Genomic DNA, 21,275 nt, shown 5'->3' on the forward strand with positions numbered 1-21,275 from the left:
GAAAGAGAGGAGAAATCATGCACGCCTTAATGGATTTACATACGCATACGCTGGCCAGCGTTCATGCCTATTCTACATTGACGGAAAATGCCCGCGAGGCGAAGAAGAACGGCCTGGAAATACTGGGTATGTCCGATCACGGCTACGGAATGCCCAACACAACGTTGCCGGTATATTGGATGAATCTGTCGGTTATTCCGCCATATCTGGAAGGGGTGCGCATTTTACGCGGCATTGAAATGAATATCTGCGATATGCAGGGCTCTCTTTTCGAGGAAGATGTCATCGGCAAAACGGATTACATCATCGCTTCCCTTCATGGCAATATTTTTGATTTTGGAAAAACGCGTGCTACGGATTTTACGTCGGTGTATGTAAAGGCGATGGAGCGCTATCCGGAAATCAATATTCTCGGGCATCCGGACGATGCGCGCTATCCCATAGATTACGAAGTGTTGGTGAAAGCCTGCAAGGAACACAATGTTGCCATGGAAGTCAATTGCTCTTCTTTGGATCCCAACAGCTTTCGCAAGAATGCAGAGGAGAATCAGCGTTGCTACATTCCTCTTTGCAAGGCTTATGAAGTACCCATTATCATCGACAGCGATGCGCATATGAGTACAGCGGTCGGCGATTTTACGGCGGCGGAAGAGCTGTTAAAAGAGTTGGATTTTCCGGAGGAGCTCATCATCAACACATCCTGGGATAAGCTGGAGAATCTTCTGGGCTACACCATTTAGGAGAAGGTATGGAATACGAAAACCTTAACCGCGCGCAGCGAGAAGTTGTATTGGCGGAGGATCGCGCCTTACTGGTATTGGCCGGCGCGGGCTCCGGAAAAACGCGGGTGCTGACGACAAAAATTGTGCGTCTGTTGGAAGAGAAGGATGTCGCGCCTTGGCACGTACTGGCGTTTACCTTTACGAATAAAGCGGCGCAGGAGATGCGCGATCGTGTGGAACACGCTTTGGGGCGCAGCACGAGCGGCATGTGGATGGGCACCTTTCACTCGATCTGTGCGCGCCTATTGCGGCAGGAGATAGGCATCCTCGGCTACGGCTCGGATTTTACGATCTATGATACGGCGGATCAGCGCACGTTGATCAAACAGTTGTTGAAAGAACAACAGGCAAACCAGGAGCTTCGCCCGCAGACGGTGCTTTCCCGTATTTCGGATTATAAAAATCGCGGCGTGAGCGTGGACGAGGTTTTAGAAAATGCCACGATGGATCGCGAGAAGGTGATTGCTCGCATTTTTAAGCGCTACGAGGCGGAGAAAAAGAAAAACAATGCCCTGGATTTTGACGATCTGATTTTGAAAGCCATTGCGGTTTTGCAAAACGAGGAGGTGCGTCAACGGTATCAGGAAAAATTTACGCATATTTTTGTAGATGAATATCAGGATACCAATCATCCGCAGTACGAATTAATTCATTTGTTGACCGGTAAAGACGCGTGCATCTGCGTGGTGGGCGATGCGGATCAGTCCATCTACGGCTGGCGCGGCGCGGATATCCGCAACATTCTGTCGTTCGAACGCGATTTTCCGGGGGCGCGTACCATTTTATTGGAACAGAACTACCGTTCCACCTCGCATATTTTGGATGCCGCAAACCAGCTGATTGCCCATAATAAGGAGCGCAAGGCCAAAAATCTCTGGACAGCGAATGGTGAAGGGGAAGTGGTGCAATTTCGCTGCGTGCAAAGTGAAAACGAGGAAGCTGCCCTGGTTGCCTCAAAAATGCGCGAGGAGGAACAGCACGGCGTGGCATGGGAAAACATGGCGATCCTATATCGCACCAATGCCCAGTCGCGTCCGTTTGAAGATGCATTATTGCGGGAAGGCATTCCTTATCGCGTGATCGGAGGGCTTAAATTCTACGATCGCGCGGAAATCAAGGATCTGGTCGCGTACATGAATTTGCTCATCAATCCGTTGGATGATGTTGCGTTCGCGCGCGTCGTCAACCAGCCCAAGCGCGGCATCGGGGAGGCGACGATACAGAAGCTGCGTGAAGAAGCGCTCACCATGGGTATGTCGCTTTTACAGGCGCTACAGGAGCAAGAGACGCTCGGTTCGCTCACTCCTGCACAGCGCAATAAACTTCTGGCCTTTTCCGATCTTCTTGCCGACCTCAATGAAAAGCGGGAGGAGCTGACGCTCACCAAATGGACAGAATACCTCTATGAGAAAACGGGGTATCGTGCGATGTTGGAATCCGGCGCAACACTGGAAGATCGCACACGTATGGAGAATGTCGGGGCCTTTTTGGATGCGGTTTCGCTCTATGAAGAGGAAGAGGAAGAACCCTCTTTAGTGGCGTATTTACAAAGCCTTTCGCTTCTTTCCGACTTGGATAAAACCGAGGAAAAAGAGAAGGGTGCGAATCTGCTGACCATTCATTCCGCGAAGGGGCTGGAATTTGAGGTGGTCTTTGTAGTCGGATTGGAAGAAGGCCTTTTTCCCAGTCGCCGTTCCATGGAAGAAGGCAATCTGGAGGAGGAACGCCGACTGCTGTATGTGGCGATGACGCGCGCCATGCGGCGTCTCTATTTGTCGCAAGCCCAGAGCCGCCGCGTTTTCGGCACGCCCATGGCGGCCATGCCGTCTTCTTTTCTGAAAGAATTGGAAGGCAAGATCGAGGCGGAGGATATTCCGTCGGTACTGGATCGCGCGAACGTCTATGATCGTAATTATGCGCGGCGCAGCAATACGGCGGATCCGAAGCTGCGGGAAGAGTATGATCGCAAACGCGAAGCGTTTCGGGAAAAGATTCGCGAGCAGCAGAAATTGCGCGACAAGGAGTTGACGAGTGTCTTTCGTGTGGGGGATGCGGTACAGCATCGAAAATTTGGCCACGGCACGGTCATTTCCGTGGTGCCGCAACCGAACGGCGACGAAGTGACGGTCGCATTTGAAGGCAAAGGTATCAAGAGGCTGAATGCGGCGCTTGCGCCCATGCAAAAGAAGTAGGAGGAAACCATGGATTCCAAGATTGCCAAACGGATGCAGGAGTTGGTGGAAACCCTCAATCGGCTGAACGTGCAGTATTATACTCTCGACGATCCGCTTGTTAGCGACGCGGAATATGATGCACTTTATGATGAGTTGCTTGCCTTGGAAAAAGAAACGGGCGTGGTGCTTCCTGCATCGCCGACTCAGCGTGTGGGCGGCGAAATTTTACAGAAATTTACCAAGCACCGTCACCTGGCGCCTTTGTTTTCGTTGGGCAAGACCCGAACCGAGGAAGAGGTTCGAAAGTGGATGGCCGACGTGGAAACGGCGGTGGAACGCTATAATGCGGAGCATCCTGGGAAGCCGCTTCCGAAGCCGGAATATTTTGCCGAGCTTAAATTCGACGGACTGACGGTCAATCTCACGTATCGTAACGGAATTCTTGTCATGGCTTCTTCCCGGGGGAACGGGATCATCGGTGAGGAAATTCTCGCGCAGGTGCGCACCATCCCCACGATTCCGCTGCAGATTCCGTTTCGGGGAACCTTGGAGGTGCAGGGAGAAGGCATTATGCCGCGTTCCGCTCTGCGCCGCTACAACGAAACGGCGGACGAGCCGCTGAAAAATGAACGCAATGCGGCCGCCGGCGCGCTGCGCTCGTTGGATCCTTCCGTTGCCGCTTCTCGCCGACTGGACGCGTTTTTCTATCAGGTGGGCTATTGGGAAAATGCGGATGGCACGGAAGAAACGGACGACGCGGCGAAACACGCTGCATCCGGCACAGACGATCGGTTTGCCGAAGCGCCATTCACCACAGAAGAGGAAATGTTTCATTTCTTGCGCGCCAATCATTTTCAGGTGCATCCCTTTTTGCGCCGTTGCCACAATGCGGAAGAAGTGTTGTCCGCGATTCGCGAGGTGAAAACGCTGCGCGAGGAAATCGATGTGGAAACGGATGGAGTCGTTATTAAGGTGAATGATCTGCGCACGCGTGAATACATGGGATTTACGGCGAAATTTCCACGCTGGGCGATTGCTTTTAAATTTCCGCCCCAAGAAGTGACGACGACGTTGGAGGCGGTGGAATGGAATGTGGGGCGCACGGGAAAAGTTACGCCTACTGCCGTTTTGGATCCCGTGGACATTGGCGGGGCCAAGGTGTCGCGCGCGACGCTCAATAACTACGATGATATTTTGCGCAAAGGGGTACGATTGCATGCAAAGGTCAAGCTTCGCCGTTCCAACGAGGTGATTCCGGAGATTTTGGAAACCATAGAAACACCGGGTGTTCAGACCGAGGCGATTGCAAAGCCGACCCATTGTCCGGCATGCGGCGCGGAGCTTATTTATGATCGTGTGCATATCTATTGTCCCAATTCCCTTTCCTGCCGTCCGCAGCTGATCTCGCGCCTGGTGCATTTTGCATCCCGCAATGCGATGAATATCGAGGGGCTTTCGGAGAAAACGCTGGAGAAGCTCTTGGATTCCGGCTTCCACGAGATGGCGGATCTGTACCGCATTACGGCGGCGGATCTTTTGCAGTTGGAAAATTTTAAGGAAAAGAAAACACAAAATCTGCTTGCGGCGATTGAAGCCTCTAAACATCCGCACTTTGCGGCTTTTCTCTTTGCTCTCGGCATTCCCGAGGTGGGAGAGCGTACCGCCGGCGATCTGGCCTCCCATTTTGCATCGTTTGACGCCTTGCGTCACGCTTCGGTAGAGGAGTTGATGACTATTCCGGATATCGGAGAGACGACGGCATCCAATATCGTGGAATTTTTCCATGACGCCCATATTGCCGATGCGATCGATGCGCTGCTTGCGCAGGGCATTGTGTTGGATTATCCTGAAAAAAAGGCTGCAAGTGCGCTATGGTTGGCGAATCAGAAAATTGTCGTCACCGGAACGATCGAAGGTTGGACGCGCAGCGCTTTGGAGAAAGCGATTCAAGCGGCGGGCGGACGAGCACAGGGCTCGGTTTCAGCTAAAACGGACTTGGTGTTGGCCGGTGAAGCAGCCGGCTCGAAGCGCCAGAAAGCGCTGGATCTTTCCATTCCTCTTTTGGAAGGAGAGGAATTGAAACAGTGGTTGCAGAAATTGAAATAATCGAAGGCATAACGGCGTAAATAGGGCACTCGCCCGGCGGACAGGATGAACCGGACGGCTATTTTTGGATGCGGTATGGACGCGGAACCGTAGAGCCTTGGGTGAAACTGTCGACGTAGAAAAAGGAGCAGCGATGAACGAGAAAATTACAATTCTTCTTTCCACCGGAAATCCGGATAAAGCGAAGGAGCTTCGCGCGCTTCTGGGAGATCGCTTTTTGGTGAAAACGAAGACGGAAGCAGGCTTTGCCGATTTGGACATTGATGAAACGGGAAGCACATTGGCGGAAAACGCGCGTCTGAAAGTGAGCGGTCTCTATCATGCGCTGCTTTTGGCGGGCGAAAATCCGGATACCTACTGGCTTTTGGCGGATGACACCGGTCTTTTCGTGGATGCTCTCAAGGGACGTCCGGGCATTTATGCGGCGCGCTATGCCGGCCCGCACGCCACATATCAGGACAATGTTGATAAGCTGCTGGGTGAAATGCAGGGCGTGGCATGGGCACATCGCGGCGCACACTTTAAGACGGTCATTGCGCTTTGCCGCAACGGCATCACCGAGACGGTGGAAGGCGTTTTGGACGGCCGCATTCTGGAAATGCCGCGCGGAGCCAACGGCTTCGGGTACGACCCGGTGTTCTATATTCCGGAAGAGGGACGCACCTTGGCGGAAATGACGGACGAAGAGAAGAACCACGTTTCTCATCGCTCGCGTGCCTATCGGGCGCTTCTTGCGCAGTTGGCGCAGGAAGAGAAGGGGGAGCGCCTATGACGGAACGCCTTTTGCTGGTTTCCGATACGCATGGCGATCTGGGAACGATCGTTCCCTATATTCGAAGGACGATGGGCCTTGATCGGATTCTCCATCTCGGTGATCATGCCTGGGATGCGGAGGAAATGCAACAGATGCTCGGCCGTGTGGTTCTCGGTGTACGCGGCAACAACGACTGGGGCTCGCCGGCACCATGGGAATACGCACTTTTTGTGGAAGGCTTTTCGCTGTTGCTCACACATGGCCATCGCTATGGCATGCATTTTGATCGAGTTCCGCTCGTTCAGCATGCGCGCGAACAGCTGGCGGATATTGTGCTTTATGGGCACACGCATCGCTTTGCTGTCGAAAAAATTAACAACATCTGGGCGATCAATCCGGGATCGCCGAGTCGACCCTATGACGGAAAACCCGGCTGCGCGATCCTCACATTGACAAAGGGCGAGGAACCGCAAGTGGAGCATGTGGTGTTCGATGAAAAGTAGGCGCTCCGACGGGGCAGAGACACTTTGGGAAGGAGAAAACAATGAAACATTGGAATAAAATTATCGCGATTGCCTTTTGTGCCATTTTAGCGTTTGTCTGTTTCTCATTGCCGATTCCACCGCTTCTCGCCTGCATTTTGCTGGTCATTACCCTTGTCGCCACGTATGCTTCGTATTTTGTAATCGAAGAGGACCCGGGCGAAGCGAAAAAAGGGTTTTTTATCTATCTTGGCGTTGCTGTCGCATTCTTGCTTTTTATGTATTTCCGCAACCCTGATTCTTTTGCGCGTTCTTGCATCGTTCTTCTCGCACCGGGTGCATCCACGATTGTCCGGGCAGCCTGGAAGCTGGATGCGCGCAAGTAAACGCGAATGTCTCCTGCCTTGCAAAGACGCCCCTTGCGTTGCAAAATCGGCCGGCTTCGATTAGAATGGGACGACAGGCGAGGATGTGCCTTGTTTGTTCTCGTGTGCCATTAGCGCAGTGGAAGCGCGCCACTCTCCGGAAGTGGAGGCCCGGGGTTCGAATCCCCGATGGCACGAAATGTGAAGCCCGTTGGAATTACTTGATTCCAACGGGCTTTTTTTGTGAATGGATCCGCTTTCCTCTTTTTATACGACCCCTAGCTACAGAAATCCGTGCGCGCCAGCCAGGGTCGGTCAAGCGGAGCGCCGCTCAGAATGCTGTTGGCGGCGCGGTTGCAGAGTGGAGCCGTCGGCCGTAGGCCGGCTCCTTATGCGTGGTTAGGCTCCTGACGAAGTTCGATATTACGCTTTTGTCAGGAGTAGCGCCCCTGACAACGTTCGAAATTATGGATTTATCAGGGTCGTCGCCCCTGACGAAGTTCCATTTTCGTCATTTGTCAGGGGTGATCTAGCCCTGACAAAACTCGATATTTTGCTTCTATCAGGGTCGCCGCCCCTGATGAAGTTCCATTTTCGTCGTTTGTCAGGGTTAATCGGCCCCTGATGAAGTTCGATATTACACTTATCTCAGGGGTAGCGCCCCTGATAACGTTCGAAATTATGGATTTATCAGGGTCGCAGCCCCTGACGAAGTTCCATTTTCGTCGTTTGTCAGGGTTGATCTAGCCCTGACAAAATTCAATATTTTGCTTTTATCAGGGCGCTCGCCCCTGACGAAGTTCCATTTTCGTCATTTGTCAGGGCTAATTCGCCCCTGACAACGTTCGATATTACACTTATGTCAGGGGTAGCGCCCCTGACAACGTTCGAAATTATGGTTTTATCAGGGTCGCCGCCCCTGATGAAGTTCCATTTTCGTCGTTTGTCAGGGTTGATCTAGCCCTGACAAAATTCAATATTTTGCTTTTATCAGGGCCGCCGCCCCTGACGAAGTTCCATTTTCGTCATTTATCAGGGTTGATCTAGCCCTGACAAAACACGATATTTTGCTTCTATCAGGGTCGTCACCCCTGACGAAGTTCGATTTTCGTCGTTTGTCAGGGTTGACCGGCCCCTGACAACGTTCGATATTACACTTATCTCAGGGGTAGCGCCCCTGACAACGTTCGAAATTATGGTTTTATCAGGGTCGCGTCCCCTGACAACGTTCGACATTACGCTTTTATCAGGGCCGCCTTCGTCGACCCTATTGCACCGTTTCCACGATTTGCTGAATATCCGCAAGCAGCTGGTCCAAGTCGGCCTTTTCTGTAGCCCAGCTGGTACAGAAGCGAATGGCGATACGTCCATCCGGCAGCTCGGACCAGCGTTCAAAAACGTGAAGCTGTTCCAACGCCTCTACTTGCGATCGTGTAAAGATCGGAAAAATCTGATTGGTCGGTGAAGAGGAAAAGAAGGATATGCCCATCTCCTGGAGAGAATCCCGCAGAAAATCGGCCAAGGTGATGGCATTCGCTGCGATGGTAGTATAGAGGTCATCCGTAAAGAGCGTATCGAATTGCAGGCCGAGATAGCGGCCTTTCGCCAGCATGCCTTCATTTTGCTTGATGGAGTAGCGAAATTGCGGCTTGATCTCCTCATTTTGAATGACAATGGCTTCGCCAAACATGGCGCCGACCTTGGTTCCGCCGATGTAAAAAACATCGGTAAGACGCGCTAAATCGGTAAGCGTCACATCGTTAGATGGCGTCGCCAGCGCATAACCCAGGCGAGCCCCATCAATAAAAAGATAGAGCCCATAGCGATCACAGACAGAACGGAAGGCTTCCAACTCCGCTAACGAGTACAGGGTTCCCTGCTCGGTAGGCTGCGAAAGATAAACCATTTTCGGTTCCACTTCATGTTCGGGATGTTCCATGCTGCGGTAATGGCAAAGATAGGCATCTACTTGATCCGCCGTGATTTTGGCGTCCTTTTCCGGCAAGGGGAGGACTTTGTGGCCGCGTGCCTCCGTGGCGCCGGTTTCGTGGCCGTTGATATGACCTGTTACAGCACATAGGACGCCCTGATACGGACGCAGGGCATGTGAAATTACGGTGACATTAGCCTGCGTTCCACCGGTCACGAAATGAACATCGCTATTGGGTGCGTGGCAAGCCTTTTGAATGCGCTCTCTTGCCGATGCACAGTATTCATCCAGGCCGTAGCCTTGTTGTTTGCAGTAATTGGTTTCGGTTAAACGCTGTAGAATAGCCGGATGACAACCTTCAATATAATCTGTATCAAATCGCATAATTTCTCCTTTCGCACTGTCCCATCTGCGCTCATTATAACGCAGCAACGATGGGCTGGTATGGTACAGCCGGGATTGCCGCGTATCGGGCGCGGGTGTTTGACAGGCGGCGAATCGTCCATTATAATGAAACAACCGTGAATGTGGTGGGTGTGGCCTAGCTGGTTAGGGCGCCAGATTGTGGCTCTGGAGATCGAGGGTTCGAATCCCTTCACCCACCCTTTTTTTATGCCAAAATGCCTGAAGAAGGTGGGCAGATGGACAATAACAAGCGGGAATGGCGGAATTGGCAGACGCGCCAGACTTAGGATCTGGTGTCCTTGACGTGGGGGTTCGAGTCCCTTTTCCCGCATGGAAAGCGATAAAACGATGCGTTTTATCGCTTTTTTTTATTTCAGATTGCCCACGATGATTTGTCGTTGTAAATGGGAGTGTGCGGTTTCTCCGAGCAATAAAAAGGATAAAATCGGCGAAAGATAAAACGAGCCGGCACGAAAAGAAACAGGGAGGAATCGTCGTGCGTTCCGGGTTCGCCAGTACGGGACACAGTGAAAAAATAAACCTTGCATAATGAGTTCAGTGAAGGAAATGCGCCTTCTCGAATAAACAGAAAGTGAGGTTTTATCAAGATGAAAAAGCTAAGAAAGTACGCACTGCGCCGGTGGTGGATGTGGGTGATGATCATCCTCCTGTCCCTTTTTGGAGGAGGCGACAGAGCAAAAGCAGATCTGGTCAAAGGGGAACAATACCACGTTGTCATGGTTTATCCGGAGAATGAGGAGTTGGAGATGCGATACAGTTTGCGTGGAGTGTACCGGGACGCATCCAGAAACGGAGTACCGTTAGGAATGAGGAGTCCGTTCCATCTTTACGCTGCGCCGGTAACCACCATAGATTATGAGCCCTCCAGGCCCTATTGGAAGCCGGAAAATCGGCTCTATTGTGTAGAAGGAACCGGTTCTCCGCGTTTCATTATTGATCTGTTGCAAGGAAGAGAGACAGCGATCTATTCCGCGCATGATGGAGTGATCGCAGCGGTGAGCAAGCTCTTTGGCACCACAGAGGAAGAGTGGGCGCTGAGCGCACATGCGTTGGCCTACAATGGATATGCCGGTCTTCCTACCGGGCTGAATCAAACCTTGCTTTATCTTGGCCTCAATCAGGCTGAAATTTCCCGTAAGGTATATATGCCAAAGGCTGCCACCGAGACGCTTTCCACCATCACGGGAAACAATAAGGGGGTGCATACCACCTATCCGTATTTTAATTTGGCCACGGATATGCTTTCGGAAACGCGGTTGATGGAAAAGCGTTCGGCGGTAGAGGTTCCAAAAAAAAATAAAACCAAAACCGTCACGGCGGCAGGAACCTATCAATTTGATGCCATTCCCGGCTATGCAATGCCTGGAATGGTGGCAAAGGCTTCTCCGGGTCTGCAATTGGCGAAAACGTTGACCTCTCCCTTGAAGAGAGAAACGCTTCTCAAAGAGGATAAGGGCTATACGCTCTCCTTTACTGTCCCGAAGGGAACAAAGAACGGAAACTATACCATTACGGTTTCGCGTCCGGATTTCTCCCATATCGCACAGTGGCAGGGATATGCCAGCGACCCCGATTTGGAAAAGAGCTATCAATGGTGCGCAACGATAGAGGATACCTTGCCCATGAAAGATGAGCAATTTACGGTTACGGTAGCGATGGAGACGAAAACGGATCCGACAACAGAAAAGCCGAAAGAGTCATCCTCGCAAGCAGCTTCTTCACAGCAACCGCAAGCGTCATCCTCGGATGCAGCATCTTCACAACAACCGCAGGTTTCGTCCTCCGACGCGGCTTCTTCGAAAGACTCCCATTCGTCCGCTTCTGCGTCCTCTTCGACGACGACAAATTCGGCGGGAACGTCGAGCCCTTCCGCGATGTCGACCTCTTCCTCCGACCGTTCTTCCGGGACGCTTGCGCCCGTGGCCGATAATTCGTTGAAGTCGGAAGAGCCACCGGAAGAAAGCTCAAACACTCCGCATCAACAGACACCGCTCGGTGCGTATTCGTTGGCTGCCGGAAAAGAGGAATCGCCACAAACGGCAAGTGGTAAAGGACAAAATCAATCGAGCGCTTCCGGACGTCTCTTTACTTTGCCGCCCATTACCGGGGATAATTTACGGGTGTTTCTTTGGGCCACGGTAGCCATTGTAGCGGGCATCGGATTGATTGTGATGGAAGTGATCCGGCGTCGTGAAGAACAAAAAAACGGAGATGCTTGAAAATCGGGTATGTGACTGAGACGCTTCTTTTCATTCATTTTGTCTTCCGCTATAATACAGGCAGAACGACAGAAAGAGGAGTTTATGGAGAATTTTATTCAGCATGCCATGATTTCCTGGGCAACAACCGATGAAGCGATTTCGGCGCTGTTCATAACGGGAACACGCGTCAATCCTGCTGCGGTCAAGCGGGAAACCGACCCGTATGACTTTCTCTTGGTCACCCGGAATAACGGAGATCCCCTTTTGCAGGAAGACTGGAGTGCACAATTTTCGGAAACAGTCCTTCAGGTCGGCTGCGTGCAGGAAGGCCGGGCGCCCCGTTATCGCATTTTGCTGGGCAATAATACGCGCATCAATATCACCGTTCTACATCCGCAGGATGTGCCGGACGTGCTTGAGAAGGACAGTCTGGCAAAAGTGATTTATGATCCGGAAGAGCAATACGCCAATCGTGAAAACCCGAATGATCTTTCCTTGCGAGTGACAAAACCGACTGTTGAAGAGTATGATCTCTGGTGTCAGCAGTTTTTTGCCAACATTACGGACGTCGCTCTTGCGTTAGTGGAAGAGGAAGAAATGGTCGCGCAGTCGGCGTTAAACCGCGCGCGGGGAGCCTTGCTTTCCATGAATCGGGCGGCCGTGGCCTCGGATTCGTCCTTCCACATAAATGTGGGCACAGAGGGGGAGAATTTAAAGGCTTACATGAGTGAAGTGGAGTATGATCATCTGGCGCGCTCCTATGCGCCAACAGAAAAGAAGCATCTATGGGATGCCCTGTTTCAAGCCTGTATGCTTTTCCGCAAAGCGGGGTTGAAGCTCAATGAATTGGATGAATTTACGTATCCAAAGAGATTGGATGTGGAAATGCTGCGCTATTTGCGTCGGCTTTGGGAGGAAACGCGATGAAACAAAAGAAAAGGCAGATGCGGCTCATCGGATTCGTGATGGCGTTGTTGCTGATACTGACTTCATCGCCGGTTTATGCAAAGGGCGACGAGAAAACTGTAACGATTTCGCCTTATCAGGGAGATACCGCCGCCACATTTCGCTCGATGTTTTCCTATTACGATGAAGTTGACGCTATGTTAATCGGGGAACCGACATCAGGGAAAATTCTGATCGAGAAAAACAGCGACAAACCCTTGGGCATCGCCTCCATGACAAAACTGATGACCTATTATATGGTGAAAAAGGGCATTGCCGAAGGGACAATTGATCCGAAGAAGAGTGTTACGATTTCTCCTTCCGCCGCGGCCTTTAATTTTTCCGCTTCTTCCAATTACGGTCTGGTCGCGGGAGAAAAACGAACGATCGATCAGCTGCTGATGGGCATGATGGTCGTTTCCGGCAATGATGCCGCAGCAATGCTCGGAGAGATTCTTGCCGGTGATGAACGAACCTGTGCAGAACGAATGAATCAACAAGCCAAGGCGCTGGGCATGCGCAACACACACTTTGTGAATGCCAGCGGCTTTACCGTCAATGGGAAATATAACACGGCAAGTGCGCGCGACATGTTTATTTTGGCCTCCGCCTTGCTCAAAGAATTTCCGGAGGTGCGCGAGCTCGCAAAGATAAAAACCATCAATGAGCCCGAACGAAAATTTGTCGGCCGGTCGACCTTATCCGCAACTACGGTGCAGATTCCGGGATTGGAGGGATTAAAGACCGGAATGACAGATGAAGCCGGGTATTGCTTCACCGGTGCGCTATCCTTGACATCCAGTTCCGACGGCAGTGCGTTCGATGCCATTACCGTAGTAATGGGAGCAAGAACAAATGATGCCCGCTGGCGTACCACGAAAGAACTGGCAGATTTGGCTGCCGGATCGTTCTCACATGTTTCGCTCGTCGATGCGGAAAAGCCCATTCAGCGCTACGACGTCCCTTCATCCAAAGAAGAATCGGTCATTCTTTATCCGGCAAGTTCCTATTCCGTTTTCACCTATTCCAACCAGACGTTCGACATTCGCTATCAGATTGATAAGAATAAGAAAGCACCGACCGCCGAGGAGGAAAAATTCGGGGAAATTTTGATTTATCAGAATGGGGAAATGGTGAAAATGATCGACATCGTTTCGCATAAACCGACGACTCAAGCGGGAATATTCACACGCATGAAACGCGCAGCAACGGATTTTGCCCACTTTGTCTTGAACTTGCTGTGACGATCAAAGCGACCTGTTTGCACCGGTTGAAAGAACAAAAAAGCCCGGAAGCAAAAGCGACCGGGCGAAAAGCGCAGTATGAAGGATTTGAACCCTCGGCCTTCCCCTTAGGAGGGGGACGCTCTATCCAGCTGAGCTAATACTGCATTCGCTCTATTCTACCACAGAAGCCGAAACAGACGGAAGATGAACAACCCTCTTTCTCGAAAGAGAAGCCGAAACAAGCGAAGCCGAAACCGTTGTCTTTTTGACAACGGTTTTTGTTTTTTGCGGTGACGGGTCATTCCGTTCAGATTGCGTAGAGTCCGGTTGTCAGAGGGGAAATATCTTTGCTATAATGAAAGAAGCAATTGGAAAACGATTGGAAAACGGTATCCACCCTCACCGGGGGATAAGGAGGAAGGAATGAAAAAATATACTACGCAACAGATTCGCAATCTCGCCTTTGTCGGCCACAGCGGCGCCGGCAAGACTACTCTTGCTGAGGCGCTTCTCTACTTGACACATGCGACGGACCGCATGGGCCGCATTGAGGATAAAAACACGGTTTCCGACTTTGATCCGGAAGAACAGGCGCGCGGCATTTCGATCGGTCTGAGCGTGCTGCCGGTGGAGTGGAAAGAACATAAAATCAATCTTCTCGATGCGCCGGGCTATTTCGACTTTGAAAATGAAGTTTTCACCGCTCTGCGTGCGTCCGAGGCGGCATTGATGGTGCTTGACGCTTCGGCAGGCATTGAAGTCGGCTCCGAAATTTATTGGAAATATACCGAAAAAATTCACCTTCCCCGCATCATTTTCCTGAATAAAATGGACAAGCCGCATGTAGACTTTAACGTGCAGGTGTCCAATTTGCATCAGCAGTTCGGTAAAAAAGTGATTCCTCTCACGCTGACGCTTGGCGCCGGTGAGGATTTTGAAGGTATTATCGATATTATCGATAAAAAAGCGTTTCGTTATGACGGCTTTAAGGCCACCGAAGTGCCAATTCCGGAAATTCGTCAGGCCGAAGTGGATGCTGCCTATGATGAAATCGTGGAATTGATCGCGATGACGGACGATTCGCTGATGAATAAATTTTTCGAAGGGGAAACTTTTACGCACGAGGAGATTGCCAAGGGCATGACCAGTGCGATGCTCGATGGCTCCGCCGTGCCGCTGATCGCCGGATGTGCGACAACCGGGGCGGGTCTCGACTTGCTGCTGGATGCCGTCGTCAAATACATGCCGGCACCGAATGATCCGCGCGCTCATTCCGGATTCCGTCCGGAAGAAGGCGATCCGGTCGTGGCGGATGCGAATGCGCCGCTGCGCGCCGCCGTCTTTAAAACCATTGTGGATCCCTTCGTCGGAAAAGTTTCGCTGTTTAAAGTTGTTAGCGGCACCGTCAAGAAGGGGAGCGACCTTTTCCGCGTCAGTACGGGTGATAGCTTGAAGCCGGCCGGGATGTTCTATGAACGCGGCAAGAATCATATTGATACCGATGAAATTACTGCGGGCGATATCGGTGCTTTCTCGAAGTTGGATAAGTTGGTGACGGGAGACACCATCGCATCGGAGCGCGATGCCGTTGCGTTCAAGCCGATTCGTCATACAGAGCCGACTCTGACGTTTGCCATCCAGGCGGATACGAAAAATGACGACGATAAACTTTCGCCCTCTCTGTCCAAATTGCAGGAAGAGGATCCCAGCTTCTTGGTGGAGCGCAATAAAGAAACCAATCAGTTGTTGCTTCGCGGCATAGGGAATGTACAGCTGGAAGCCATGATGAATAAACTGAAAACCAAGTACAGCGTAAACGTCCATCGCGTACCGCTGGTCATTCCGTATCGGGAGACCATCCGCGGCAAGAGCGACGTGCAGGGGCGTCATAAGAAACAATCCGGCGGCGCCGGTCAGTTTGGCGACGTGTTCATTCGCTTCGAGCCGATTGCGGAAGGCTTTGAGTTTGCGGAAGAGGTCTTCGGTGGATCCGTTCCGAAGAATTATTTCCCGGCGGTTGAAAAAGGCTTGGAAGAGTCCCTGGCGAAGGGGCCGTTGGCCGGCTACCCTGTTACGGGCATCAAAGCCACGCTGTATGACGGCTCGTATCACCCGGTGGATTCCAATGAAATGGCATTTAAGATTGCGGCGTCCATTGCCTTTAAGAAAGGCGTAGAAGCAGCGAATCCTGTGCTGCTTGAGCCGATCATGACCATGAAAATCACCATTCCCGATGAGTATCTCGGCGACGTAATGGGCGACATGAACAAACGTCGCGGTCGTATTCTGGGAATGGAGCAGGATGAGGACGGCAACCAAGTCGTCAACGCCGAGGCGCCGTATGCGGAAGTGCAGGAGTATGCCATCGACTTGCGCAGTATGACGCAGGGCCGCGGATGGTTTACGTCCGTCTTCAAGAATTATGAGCAGGTGCCGCATGAAATTGCCGAAAAGGTGATTGAAGAAGCCAAACAGGAAGAGGCATAGATCTTCTTCTGACGCTATCAACATGGCGATCACCGAATCAGGGCATCGTGTCGGAGCGTTACAATAAAGTAGGTTTTCATATGCGTCCCTCTTCGGGCTTCGAAGAGGGACGTTTTGGTGGATGGAAAACAGAGCGGAGCGAGAAGAGAAGAAAAAAACGGTTTTTATGGCGATCAACGGCCCCTGATTAGAAAGCGCGAAACTTTGACCATCCTTGACAAAAGGAATCGTTTCTTTTATGCTAAAAATGACTCGAAGAGCGGCTTCGAATCACCTGAAAGGTCAGGGTAGGTCAATAAATATGTCTGATCCTCACGGGAAACTCATATCTTTCGCGTAGAATACACCATCGTAATGGACGAGCGGAGGGAATGAACCGGCCGATCAGAAACGCCGATCCGGTGAGAGCGAACCGCTCGGCTTAAAAAACACAGAAGGAAATGTTATGGCGGGATTAACCAATCGCATTGAACAATTTCTCCTACAATTGTTGGAAGAGGGAGACGAAGGGATGATTGAAATCGGTCGCAATGATCTTGCGCAACGCTTCGCCTGCGCACCATCCCAGATCAACTACGTTCTGACCACGCGTTTTACGCCGTACCACGGGTATTATACGGAATCCAGGCGAGGTGGCTCCGGCTATATTCGCATCATTCGCTTGGAGCGTTCACCCGAAGAATTGGTTGCGGAGGTGCTGGATGATGTCGTGCAGGACAGCGTAACGATCGATAAAGCACGTCATATTTTAAAATCCTTTTTGGATCAGAAACTTTTAACCGGCAGGGAATGTCAACTGATGATGCTGGCCTTGGACGACCATGCGCTCGCCGATGTGCCCTTTGCCGTGCGAAATCGCGTGCGCGCGCGCATCATGCGCAACATGCTGATCATACTGCTCAGATAGGGGGAAATGATGAAATGCGATTTTTGTGATCACGATGCCAGTATTGAAATCGTGGCTTTTGTGAATGGAAAAGCGCAGAAGGTGCGTTTGTGTGCCTCCTGCTATAAGGAAAAATTGGCCGAAATGATGGGGCAGATTCCGAAAGAATGGGGCGGAAAGGAATTAACCGATCAGCTTAAGGAAATGCTGGAAAAGGCGCAGGAAAGCGGGATGATGCCCGGCGTCGAGGTCTCGTTTCTGCAACAGGACGGCCCCACGGTTCCGCCCATGAGCGACGAAGAAGAGGGCGAGGAGGAAGCGCTCGCCGAGGATGCGTCGCAGGAGGTAGATGACTCTTCGCAGGAAGAGGAAGAGAATCCGTTCCGTTTCAATCCATTTCAGACACTTTTTGCTACGGAGCGCAATGACAGCTTGGATAAAAGCGAAGAAAAATCGACCAATGCAAGAGACCTTGCCCTGGCACGCACCCGTCGTGCGCTGCGCAAGCGTCGTCGCACGCTGCTGGACAAAATGCAACTGGCGCTGCAAGAAGAAAAGTATGAGCTCTGCGCGCAGTATCGTGACGAGCTGAATAAAATCGGGGATGATCTTCTGCTTTTAAATGAAGAAAGGAAGGACCCCTATGGAGTATAAAAGGACTTCCGTCCAACAATTGTTACAAGCGGCTGCAGCAGAAAGCTATTCGTTTCATCACAGCGTAATCGATACAGAGCATGTTCTTTTGGCCATGCTGAAAACGGGCGGTATGGAAACGCAGGCTCTGTTGCACGCCGGTGCAAACTACAATACGCTGCGCAAAATCGTGCTCAATAACAATGAGCCGGGAACGGATGAAAACCCGTCCATGCAAACCTCGGCGGCGGTGCGCCGCCTTCTGGAGCAGGCGCGGCAGATCGCTCTGCAAAACAACGAACAGGAAATTTTTGCGGAATACGTGCTTTTTGCCATTTTGAACGACAAATCGGGAATGGCCTCCGTCATGCTCACCATTGCGGATGTCGATAAACGCATGGTCTATCAGAATCTGGTCGGCATGCTGCGAGAAAACCATAAGCAGGATCGGGAATCCAATCTCAGCGAATACGGCAAAAACCTGAATGAAGAAGCGCAGGCGGGCAAGATCGACCCGGTTATCGGCCGTGATCGCGAGGTGAATCGCGTCATTCAAATTCTGTCTCGACGAACCAAGAATAATCCGGTTCTCATCGGCGATCCGGGTGTCGGAAAGACAGCGATTGCAGAAGGACTTGCCCAGCGCATTGTTTCCGGCGATGTGCCGGATATCATCCGTGATAAGGTGGTTTTTTCCATCGACATGGCGACCATGGTGGCCGGAACGAAGTATCGCGGCGATTTTGAACAGCGCCTGTCGGACACCATCGACGAGCTGATGGCGCGAAAAGATGCGCTGGTGTTTATCGATGAATTGCATACCATTATCGGCGCAGGAAGCTCAGAAGGTTCCTTGGATGCCTCGAATATTTTAAAGCCGGCCCTGTCCAAGGGAAGCCTGCAGATTATCGGTGCGACGACGATTGATGAATATCATAAGCGCCTCGAAAAAGATGCGGCGTTGGAACGACGCTTTCAACCGGTCATGGTGGAAGAACCTACCAAAGAGGAGACGGAAGCAATCATTCGCGGCTTGAAGCCGCGGTATGAAGAGTTCCATCATGTGAGCCTGACCGAGGATGCCATCGTTGCGGCGACGGAGCTGACCGATCGCTACCTGACGAACCGTTTTTTGCCGGACAAAGCCATTGACGTCATCGACGAGGCTCTTGCCCGTGTTCATGTCGAAGCCTTCCATATTCCGCAGGAAGAGATGCGCTATCGCGAGGAACGCGAACGCCTGGAAGAAGAAAAGCAAAAAGCGGCCCTTACCCAAAATTTTGAAGAGGCGGCGAAGCTGCGGGATGCGTTAGCTGCGCTGGAAAAAGAACATGAAGCGTTTTTGCAGCAACAAAAACAAAAAGAAGAACAATGGCCCACCATCGGCTTTGACCAGATTGCAGCCATTGTTTCCCAGTGGGCGAATGTTCCGGTTACGCGCATGACGGAAAAAGAAGCCGATAAGTATCTCCACCTGGATGAAGCTTTAAAAAAGACGGTGATCGGCCAGGATCATGCTGTCGACACCGTTTCTTCGGCGTTAAAGCGTGCTCGCGTAGGGCTAAAATCGGCGAACCGGCCCATCGGTACGTTCATTTTTGTCGGCCCGACAGGTGTCGGAAAAACGTATTTGGCAAAAGAAATTGCCCGTCAGCTCTTCGGGTCGGCGGATAGCGTGATTCGCATCGACATGTCGGAATATATGGAGAAATATGCCGTTTCCAGACTGGTGGGCGCCGCTCCGGGCTATGTGGGTTATGAAGAGGGCGGCCAACTGACACAGATGGTGCGTAAAAAGCCGTATTCGGTGCTGCTCTTTGACGAGATGGAAAAAGCGCATCCCGACGTATTCAATCTGCTCTTACAAATTTTGGACGAAGGGCGTCTGACGGACAGCCAGGGCCGCTTGGTTGACTTTCGCAATACGGTCATCATTATGACCTCTAACGTGGGCGCCTCACAGCTGGCCACGGAAAAGCGGTTGGGCTTCGGCATGGAAGAAACCGTGGAAGCCGACGAATACGATCGCATGAAAGAAGTGGTGCATGAGGAACTCAAGCAAACCTTCCGTCCCGAATTTCTGAACCGCGTGGATGACATTATTGTCTTCCACCGTTTGAGTGAAAAGAGCATCTTGCACATTGCGGACTTGCTGATGCAGGACTTGATGGCGCGCGTGGAATCGTTAGGCTATCACATGACCTATACCGATCCGGTGCTTCGTCATCTGACGAAAATTTCGGTGCAGCCGGAATTTGGCGCCCGTCCGCTGGAACGCTCCATTCGTACAAAGGTGGAGGATGTATTGGCGGAAAAAATGTTAAGCGGTACGCTTGAAAAAGGACAGGCATACACGCTGCGCATGGAAAAAAATGAGGTCGTAGTGACCCCGGCGGAGGAAGAATGACGATCCGAACGCGCTATCAATGTAGCAGCTGCGGTCATCTTGCGGTGGGCTGGAGCGGAAAGTGCCCGGCTTGCGGGGAATGGGGCACGATGGAAGAAGTGGCGGTGGAAACCGGACGCACCGTGGCGAAACGGATGCGGGATGTGGCGGAAGAACAGGCCATGCCGTTGCCGGAAGTGCCGCTGTCGCAATCCGATCGCGTCGACACAGGCCTTCCGGAGCTTAACCGCGTATTGGGAGGCGGTTTGGTGCCAGATGCGGTGACCATGCTGACCGCCAAACCGGGAGCGGGAAAATCCACTCTTCTGTTGCAGGTGGCGGGAAAACTTGCTGCGCGCGGCGTACGGGTGCTGTATGCCTCCGGCGAGGAAAGTGCCCCGCAGATTCGCATGCGTGCGGAACGTATTTTGCATACGTGTTCCGATAAGGTATTTATCCTTTCCACAAGCTACTTGGATGCGGTGCTCTCGGAAAGCCAACGGCTTAAACCCGCCATCCTCATCGTGGACAGCATTCAAACCATGGCACTGGCAGAATTTGCACAGCGCCCGGGAACCCCGACACAAACGGTGCAATGTTGTGCGGCCATCGTTTCGGCATGCAAACAGGGCGAGCGTCCCATGGCAGCGTTTGTGGTCGGCCATGTCACAAAAGACGAGACCATGGCTGGCCTGCGCACGTTGGAGCATCAGGTGGATACGGTGTTATACCTGGAAAGCGGCTATTCGGATGAATTGCGCTTGTTGCGCTCCACCAAAAACCGCTTTGGATATACCGATGAAGTGGGCCTGTTTCAGATGAGCGCAGAGGGCCTTTCCGATGTCACCAATCCCTATGACCTCTTTTTGACGCGGCGTGATCACCCCATTTCCGGTGCAGCGGTATCGTTGCAGAAAGAGGGCTCCCGTCTCATTCCTATTGAGATCGAAGCGCTGGTTTCGCCAGCTTATGACGCCTATCCGACCCGCATCGGAGATTCTCTTCGACGTGATGACCTGAATACGCTGGTGTCCATTCTTTCGCAGCGAGCGCATCAGCCCTTACACGACAAGAGCGTGGTGCTCAAAGCGACCGGCGGGCTTGCTCTGCGGGAAAAAGTCTGCGATTTGGCTATTTTGGTCTCCATCGCCTCCGCTTCCGGCGGCTGGAGCATCGACGGCAAAGACGCCTTCTGTGCGGAGGTCGGTCTCACCGGCGAGCTGAAACGGGCCACGGAAATGGAGCGACGTCTACGCGAGCTGGATCGTCTCGGATTTCGCCGCGTGTTTATTGCAGAAGAACATGCTGGCCTTGCGAAACGATTGATGAAATCACTGCAGCTGCAGATCATTTGCGCAAAAACGCTGATGGATGTTCTTCGGTCGCTTACGCGAGCTGAAAAATATCGGGTTCCGTGTCTTGACAAGGCTGAGGGAGTTCGATAAAATATTAAAATTTTACGATCCTCTCGCGAAATCCAGTATTTTTCGTT

Annotated in this window: 15 protein-coding genes and 4 tRNA genes; 17 read left to right on the forward strand and 2 right to left on the reverse strand. The window is 51.9% G+C overall.

Annotated elements, in window-relative coordinates; translation table 11 throughout:
• The first annotated feature begins 17 nt into the window (after positions 1 to 17).
• The 7 genes from FXY30_RS03265 to FXY30_RS03295 all read left to right on the forward strand — a co-directional run bounded on the left by FXY30_RS03265 (position 18) and on the right by FXY30_RS03295 (position 6,860).
• Positions 18 to 740 (forward strand): phosphatase, encoded by a 723-nt coding sequence (locus FXY30_RS03265; RefSeq protein WP_071705292.1) that lies wholly within the window; start codon positions 18 to 20, stop codon positions 738 to 740.
• A gap of 8 nt (positions 741 to 748) precedes the next feature.
• A complete protein-coding gene (locus FXY30_RS03270; protein ID WP_071705293.1) occupies positions 749 to 2,974 on the forward strand; it encodes an ATP-dependent helicase in 2,226 nt (741 codons plus the stop codon).
• Positions 2,975 to 2,983: 9 nt separating this feature from the next.
• Positions 2,984 to 5,062, forward strand: coding sequence for an NAD-dependent DNA ligase LigA (ligA, locus tag FXY30_RS03275; RefSeq protein WP_071705294.1), 2,079 nt, complete (start codon positions 2,984 to 2,986; stop codon positions 5,060 to 5,062).
• Positions 5,063 to 5,195: 133 nt separating this feature from the next.
• Positions 5,196 to 5,834, forward strand: a complete 639-nt coding sequence (gene rdgB, locus FXY30_RS03280; RefSeq protein WP_071705295.1) for an RdgB/HAM1 family non-canonical purine NTP pyrophosphatase — start codon at positions 5,196 to 5,198, stop codon at positions 5,832 to 5,834.
• Entirely contained in the window at positions 5,831 to 6,319 is a 489-nt protein-coding gene (locus FXY30_RS03285) for a metallophosphoesterase family protein (protein ID WP_071705296.1), read from the forward strand. The genes rdgB and FXY30_RS03285 overlap by 4 nt, the downstream gene beginning before the upstream one ends.
• Positions 6,320 to 6,360: 41 nt before the next feature.
• The gene (locus tag FXY30_RS03290; RefSeq protein WP_071705297.1) at positions 6,361 to 6,684 is read left to right on the forward strand and encodes a hypothetical protein; all 324 of its coding nucleotides are present in this window, start codon (positions 6,361 to 6,363) and stop codon (positions 6,682 to 6,684) included.
• A gap of 104 nt (positions 6,685 to 6,788) precedes the next feature.
• Positions 6,789 to 6,860 (forward strand) — tRNA-Arg (locus FXY30_RS03295).
• A gap of 1,070 nt (positions 6,861 to 7,930) precedes the next feature.
• Here FXY30_RS03295 and FXY30_RS03300 read toward each other — a convergent pair.
• The gene (locus tag FXY30_RS03300; RefSeq protein WP_083428172.1) at positions 7,931 to 8,977 is read right to left on the reverse strand and encodes a threonine aldolase family protein; all 1,047 of its coding nucleotides are present in this window, start codon (positions 8,975 to 8,977) and stop codon (positions 7,931 to 7,933) included.
• A gap of 146 nt (positions 8,978 to 9,123) precedes the next feature.
• Here FXY30_RS03300 and FXY30_RS03305 point away from each other — a divergent pair.
• The 5 genes from FXY30_RS03305 (at position 9,124) to FXY30_RS03325 (ending at position 13,409) form a co-directional block, all read left to right on the forward strand.
• Positions 9,124 to 9,197 (forward strand) — tRNA-His (locus tag FXY30_RS03305).
• Between the two features lie 51 nt (positions 9,198 to 9,248).
• Positions 9,249 to 9,329: transfer RNA gene (locus FXY30_RS03310), tRNA-Leu, on the forward strand.
• Between the two features lie 277 nt (positions 9,330 to 9,606).
• Positions 9,607 to 11,238 carry a hypothetical protein gene (locus tag FXY30_RS03315; RefSeq protein ID WP_147659370.1) on the forward strand — a complete coding sequence of 544 codons (1,632 nt, stop codon included), beginning with the start codon at positions 9,607 to 9,609 and terminating at the stop codon, positions 11,236 to 11,238.
• 84 nt (positions 11,239 to 11,322) lie between these two features.
• Positions 11,323 to 12,147: an aminoglycoside 6-adenylyltransferase gene (locus FXY30_RS03320; RefSeq protein WP_071705299.1), complete on the forward strand. Its 825-nt coding sequence runs from the start codon at positions 11,323 to 11,325 to the stop codon at positions 12,145 to 12,147.
• Complete coding sequence (locus FXY30_RS03325; protein ID WP_071705300.1) at positions 12,144 to 13,409, forward strand: D-alanyl-D-alanine carboxypeptidase family protein; 1,266 nt, start codon at positions 12,144 to 12,146, stop codon at positions 13,407 to 13,409. Before FXY30_RS03320 ends, FXY30_RS03325 begins: the two co-directional genes overlap by 4 nt.
• A gap of 72 nt (positions 13,410 to 13,481) precedes the next feature.
• Here FXY30_RS03325 and FXY30_RS03330 read toward each other — a convergent pair.
• A tRNA-Arg gene (locus FXY30_RS03330) sits at positions 13,482 to 13,555 on the reverse strand.
• 259 nt (positions 13,556 to 13,814) lie between these two features.
• Here FXY30_RS03330 and fusA point away from each other — a divergent pair.
• The 5 genes from fusA (at position 13,815) to FXY30_RS03355 (ending at position 21,228) form a co-directional block, all read left to right on the forward strand.
• A complete protein-coding gene (gene fusA / locus FXY30_RS03335; RefSeq protein WP_071705301.1) occupies positions 13,815 to 15,878 on the forward strand; it encodes an elongation factor G in 2,064 nt (687 codons plus the stop codon).
• A gap of 445 nt (positions 15,879 to 16,323) precedes the next feature.
• On the forward strand, positions 16,324 to 16,785 hold the full coding sequence (locus FXY30_RS03340; RefSeq protein ID WP_071705302.1) for a CtsR family transcriptional regulator: 462 nt from the start codon (positions 16,324 to 16,326) through the stop codon (positions 16,783 to 16,785).
• A gap of 9 nt (positions 16,786 to 16,794) precedes the next feature.
• Positions 16,795 to 17,418, forward strand: a complete 624-nt coding sequence (locus tag FXY30_RS03345; RefSeq protein WP_071705303.1) for a hypothetical protein — start codon at positions 16,795 to 16,797, stop codon at positions 17,416 to 17,418.
• Positions 17,408 to 19,804, forward strand: coding sequence for an ATP-dependent Clp protease ATP-binding subunit (locus tag FXY30_RS03350; protein WP_071705304.1), 2,397 nt, complete (start codon positions 17,408 to 17,410; stop codon positions 19,802 to 19,804). The genes FXY30_RS03345 and FXY30_RS03350 overlap by 11 nt, the downstream gene beginning before the upstream one ends.
• Positions 19,801 to 21,228, forward strand: a complete 1,428-nt coding sequence (locus FXY30_RS03355) for a DNA repair protein RadA (protein WP_071705305.1) — start codon at positions 19,801 to 19,803, stop codon at positions 21,226 to 21,228. Before FXY30_RS03350 ends, FXY30_RS03355 begins: the two co-directional genes overlap by 4 nt.
• The last annotated feature ends 47 nt before the right edge of the window (positions 21,229 to 21,275 follow it).

This window comes from Murdochiella vaginalis (assembly GCF_902381775.1).
GTDB lineage: Bacteria > Bacillota > Clostridia > Tissierellales > Peptoniphilaceae > Murdochiella > Murdochiella vaginalis.

Bases quoted from the DNA above. Each gene is read 5' to 3' on its own strand.
- FXY30_RS03315 (WP_147659370.1), top strand. From the start codon at position 9,607: ATGAAAAAGCTAAGAAAGTACGCACTGCGCCGGTGGTGGATGTGGGTG.
- fusA (WP_071705301.1), top strand. From the start codon at position 13,815: ATGAAAAAATATACTACGCAACAGATTCGCAATCTCGCCTTTGTCGGC.
- FXY30_RS03325 (WP_071705300.1), top strand. From the start codon at position 12,144: ATGAAACAAAAGAAAAGGCAGATGCGGCTCATCGGATTCGTGATGGCG.
- FXY30_RS03320 (WP_071705299.1), top strand. From the start codon at position 11,323: ATGGAGAATTTTATTCAGCATGCCATGATTTCCTGGGCAACAACCGAT.
- FXY30_RS03340 (WP_071705302.1), top strand. From the start codon at position 16,324: ATGGCGGGATTAACCAATCGCATTGAACAATTTCTCCTACAATTGTTG.
- FXY30_RS03350 (WP_071705304.1), top strand. From the start codon at position 17,408: ATGGAGTATAAAAGGACTTCCGTCCAACAATTGTTACAAGCGGCTGCA.
- FXY30_RS03290 (WP_071705297.1), top strand. From the start codon at position 6,361: ATGAAACATTGGAATAAAATTATCGCGATTGCCTTTTGTGCCATTTTA.
- FXY30_RS03285 (WP_071705296.1), top strand. From the start codon at position 5,831: ATGACGGAACGCCTTTTGCTGGTTTCCGATACGCATGGCGATCTGGGA.
- ligA (WP_071705294.1), top strand. From the start codon at position 2,984: ATGGATTCCAAGATTGCCAAACGGATGCAGGAGTTGGTGGAAACCCTC.
- FXY30_RS03300 (WP_083428172.1), bottom strand. From the start codon at position 8,977: ATGCGATTTGATACAGATTATATTGAAGGTTGTCATCCGGCTATTCTA.
- FXY30_RS03270 (WP_071705293.1), top strand. From the start codon at position 749: ATGGAATACGAAAACCTTAACCGCGCGCAGCGAGAAGTTGTATTGGCG.
- FXY30_RS03345 (WP_071705303.1), top strand. From the start codon at position 16,795: ATGAAATGCGATTTTTGTGATCACGATGCCAGTATTGAAATCGTGGCT.
- FXY30_RS03265 (WP_071705292.1), top strand. From the start codon at position 18: ATGCACGCCTTAATGGATTTACATACGCATACGCTGGCCAGCGTTCAT.
- rdgB (WP_071705295.1), top strand. From the start codon at position 5,196: ATGAACGAGAAAATTACAATTCTTCTTTCCACCGGAAATCCGGATAAA.
- FXY30_RS03355 (WP_071705305.1), top strand. From the start codon at position 19,801: ATGACGATCCGAACGCGCTATCAATGTAGCAGCTGCGGTCATCTTGCG.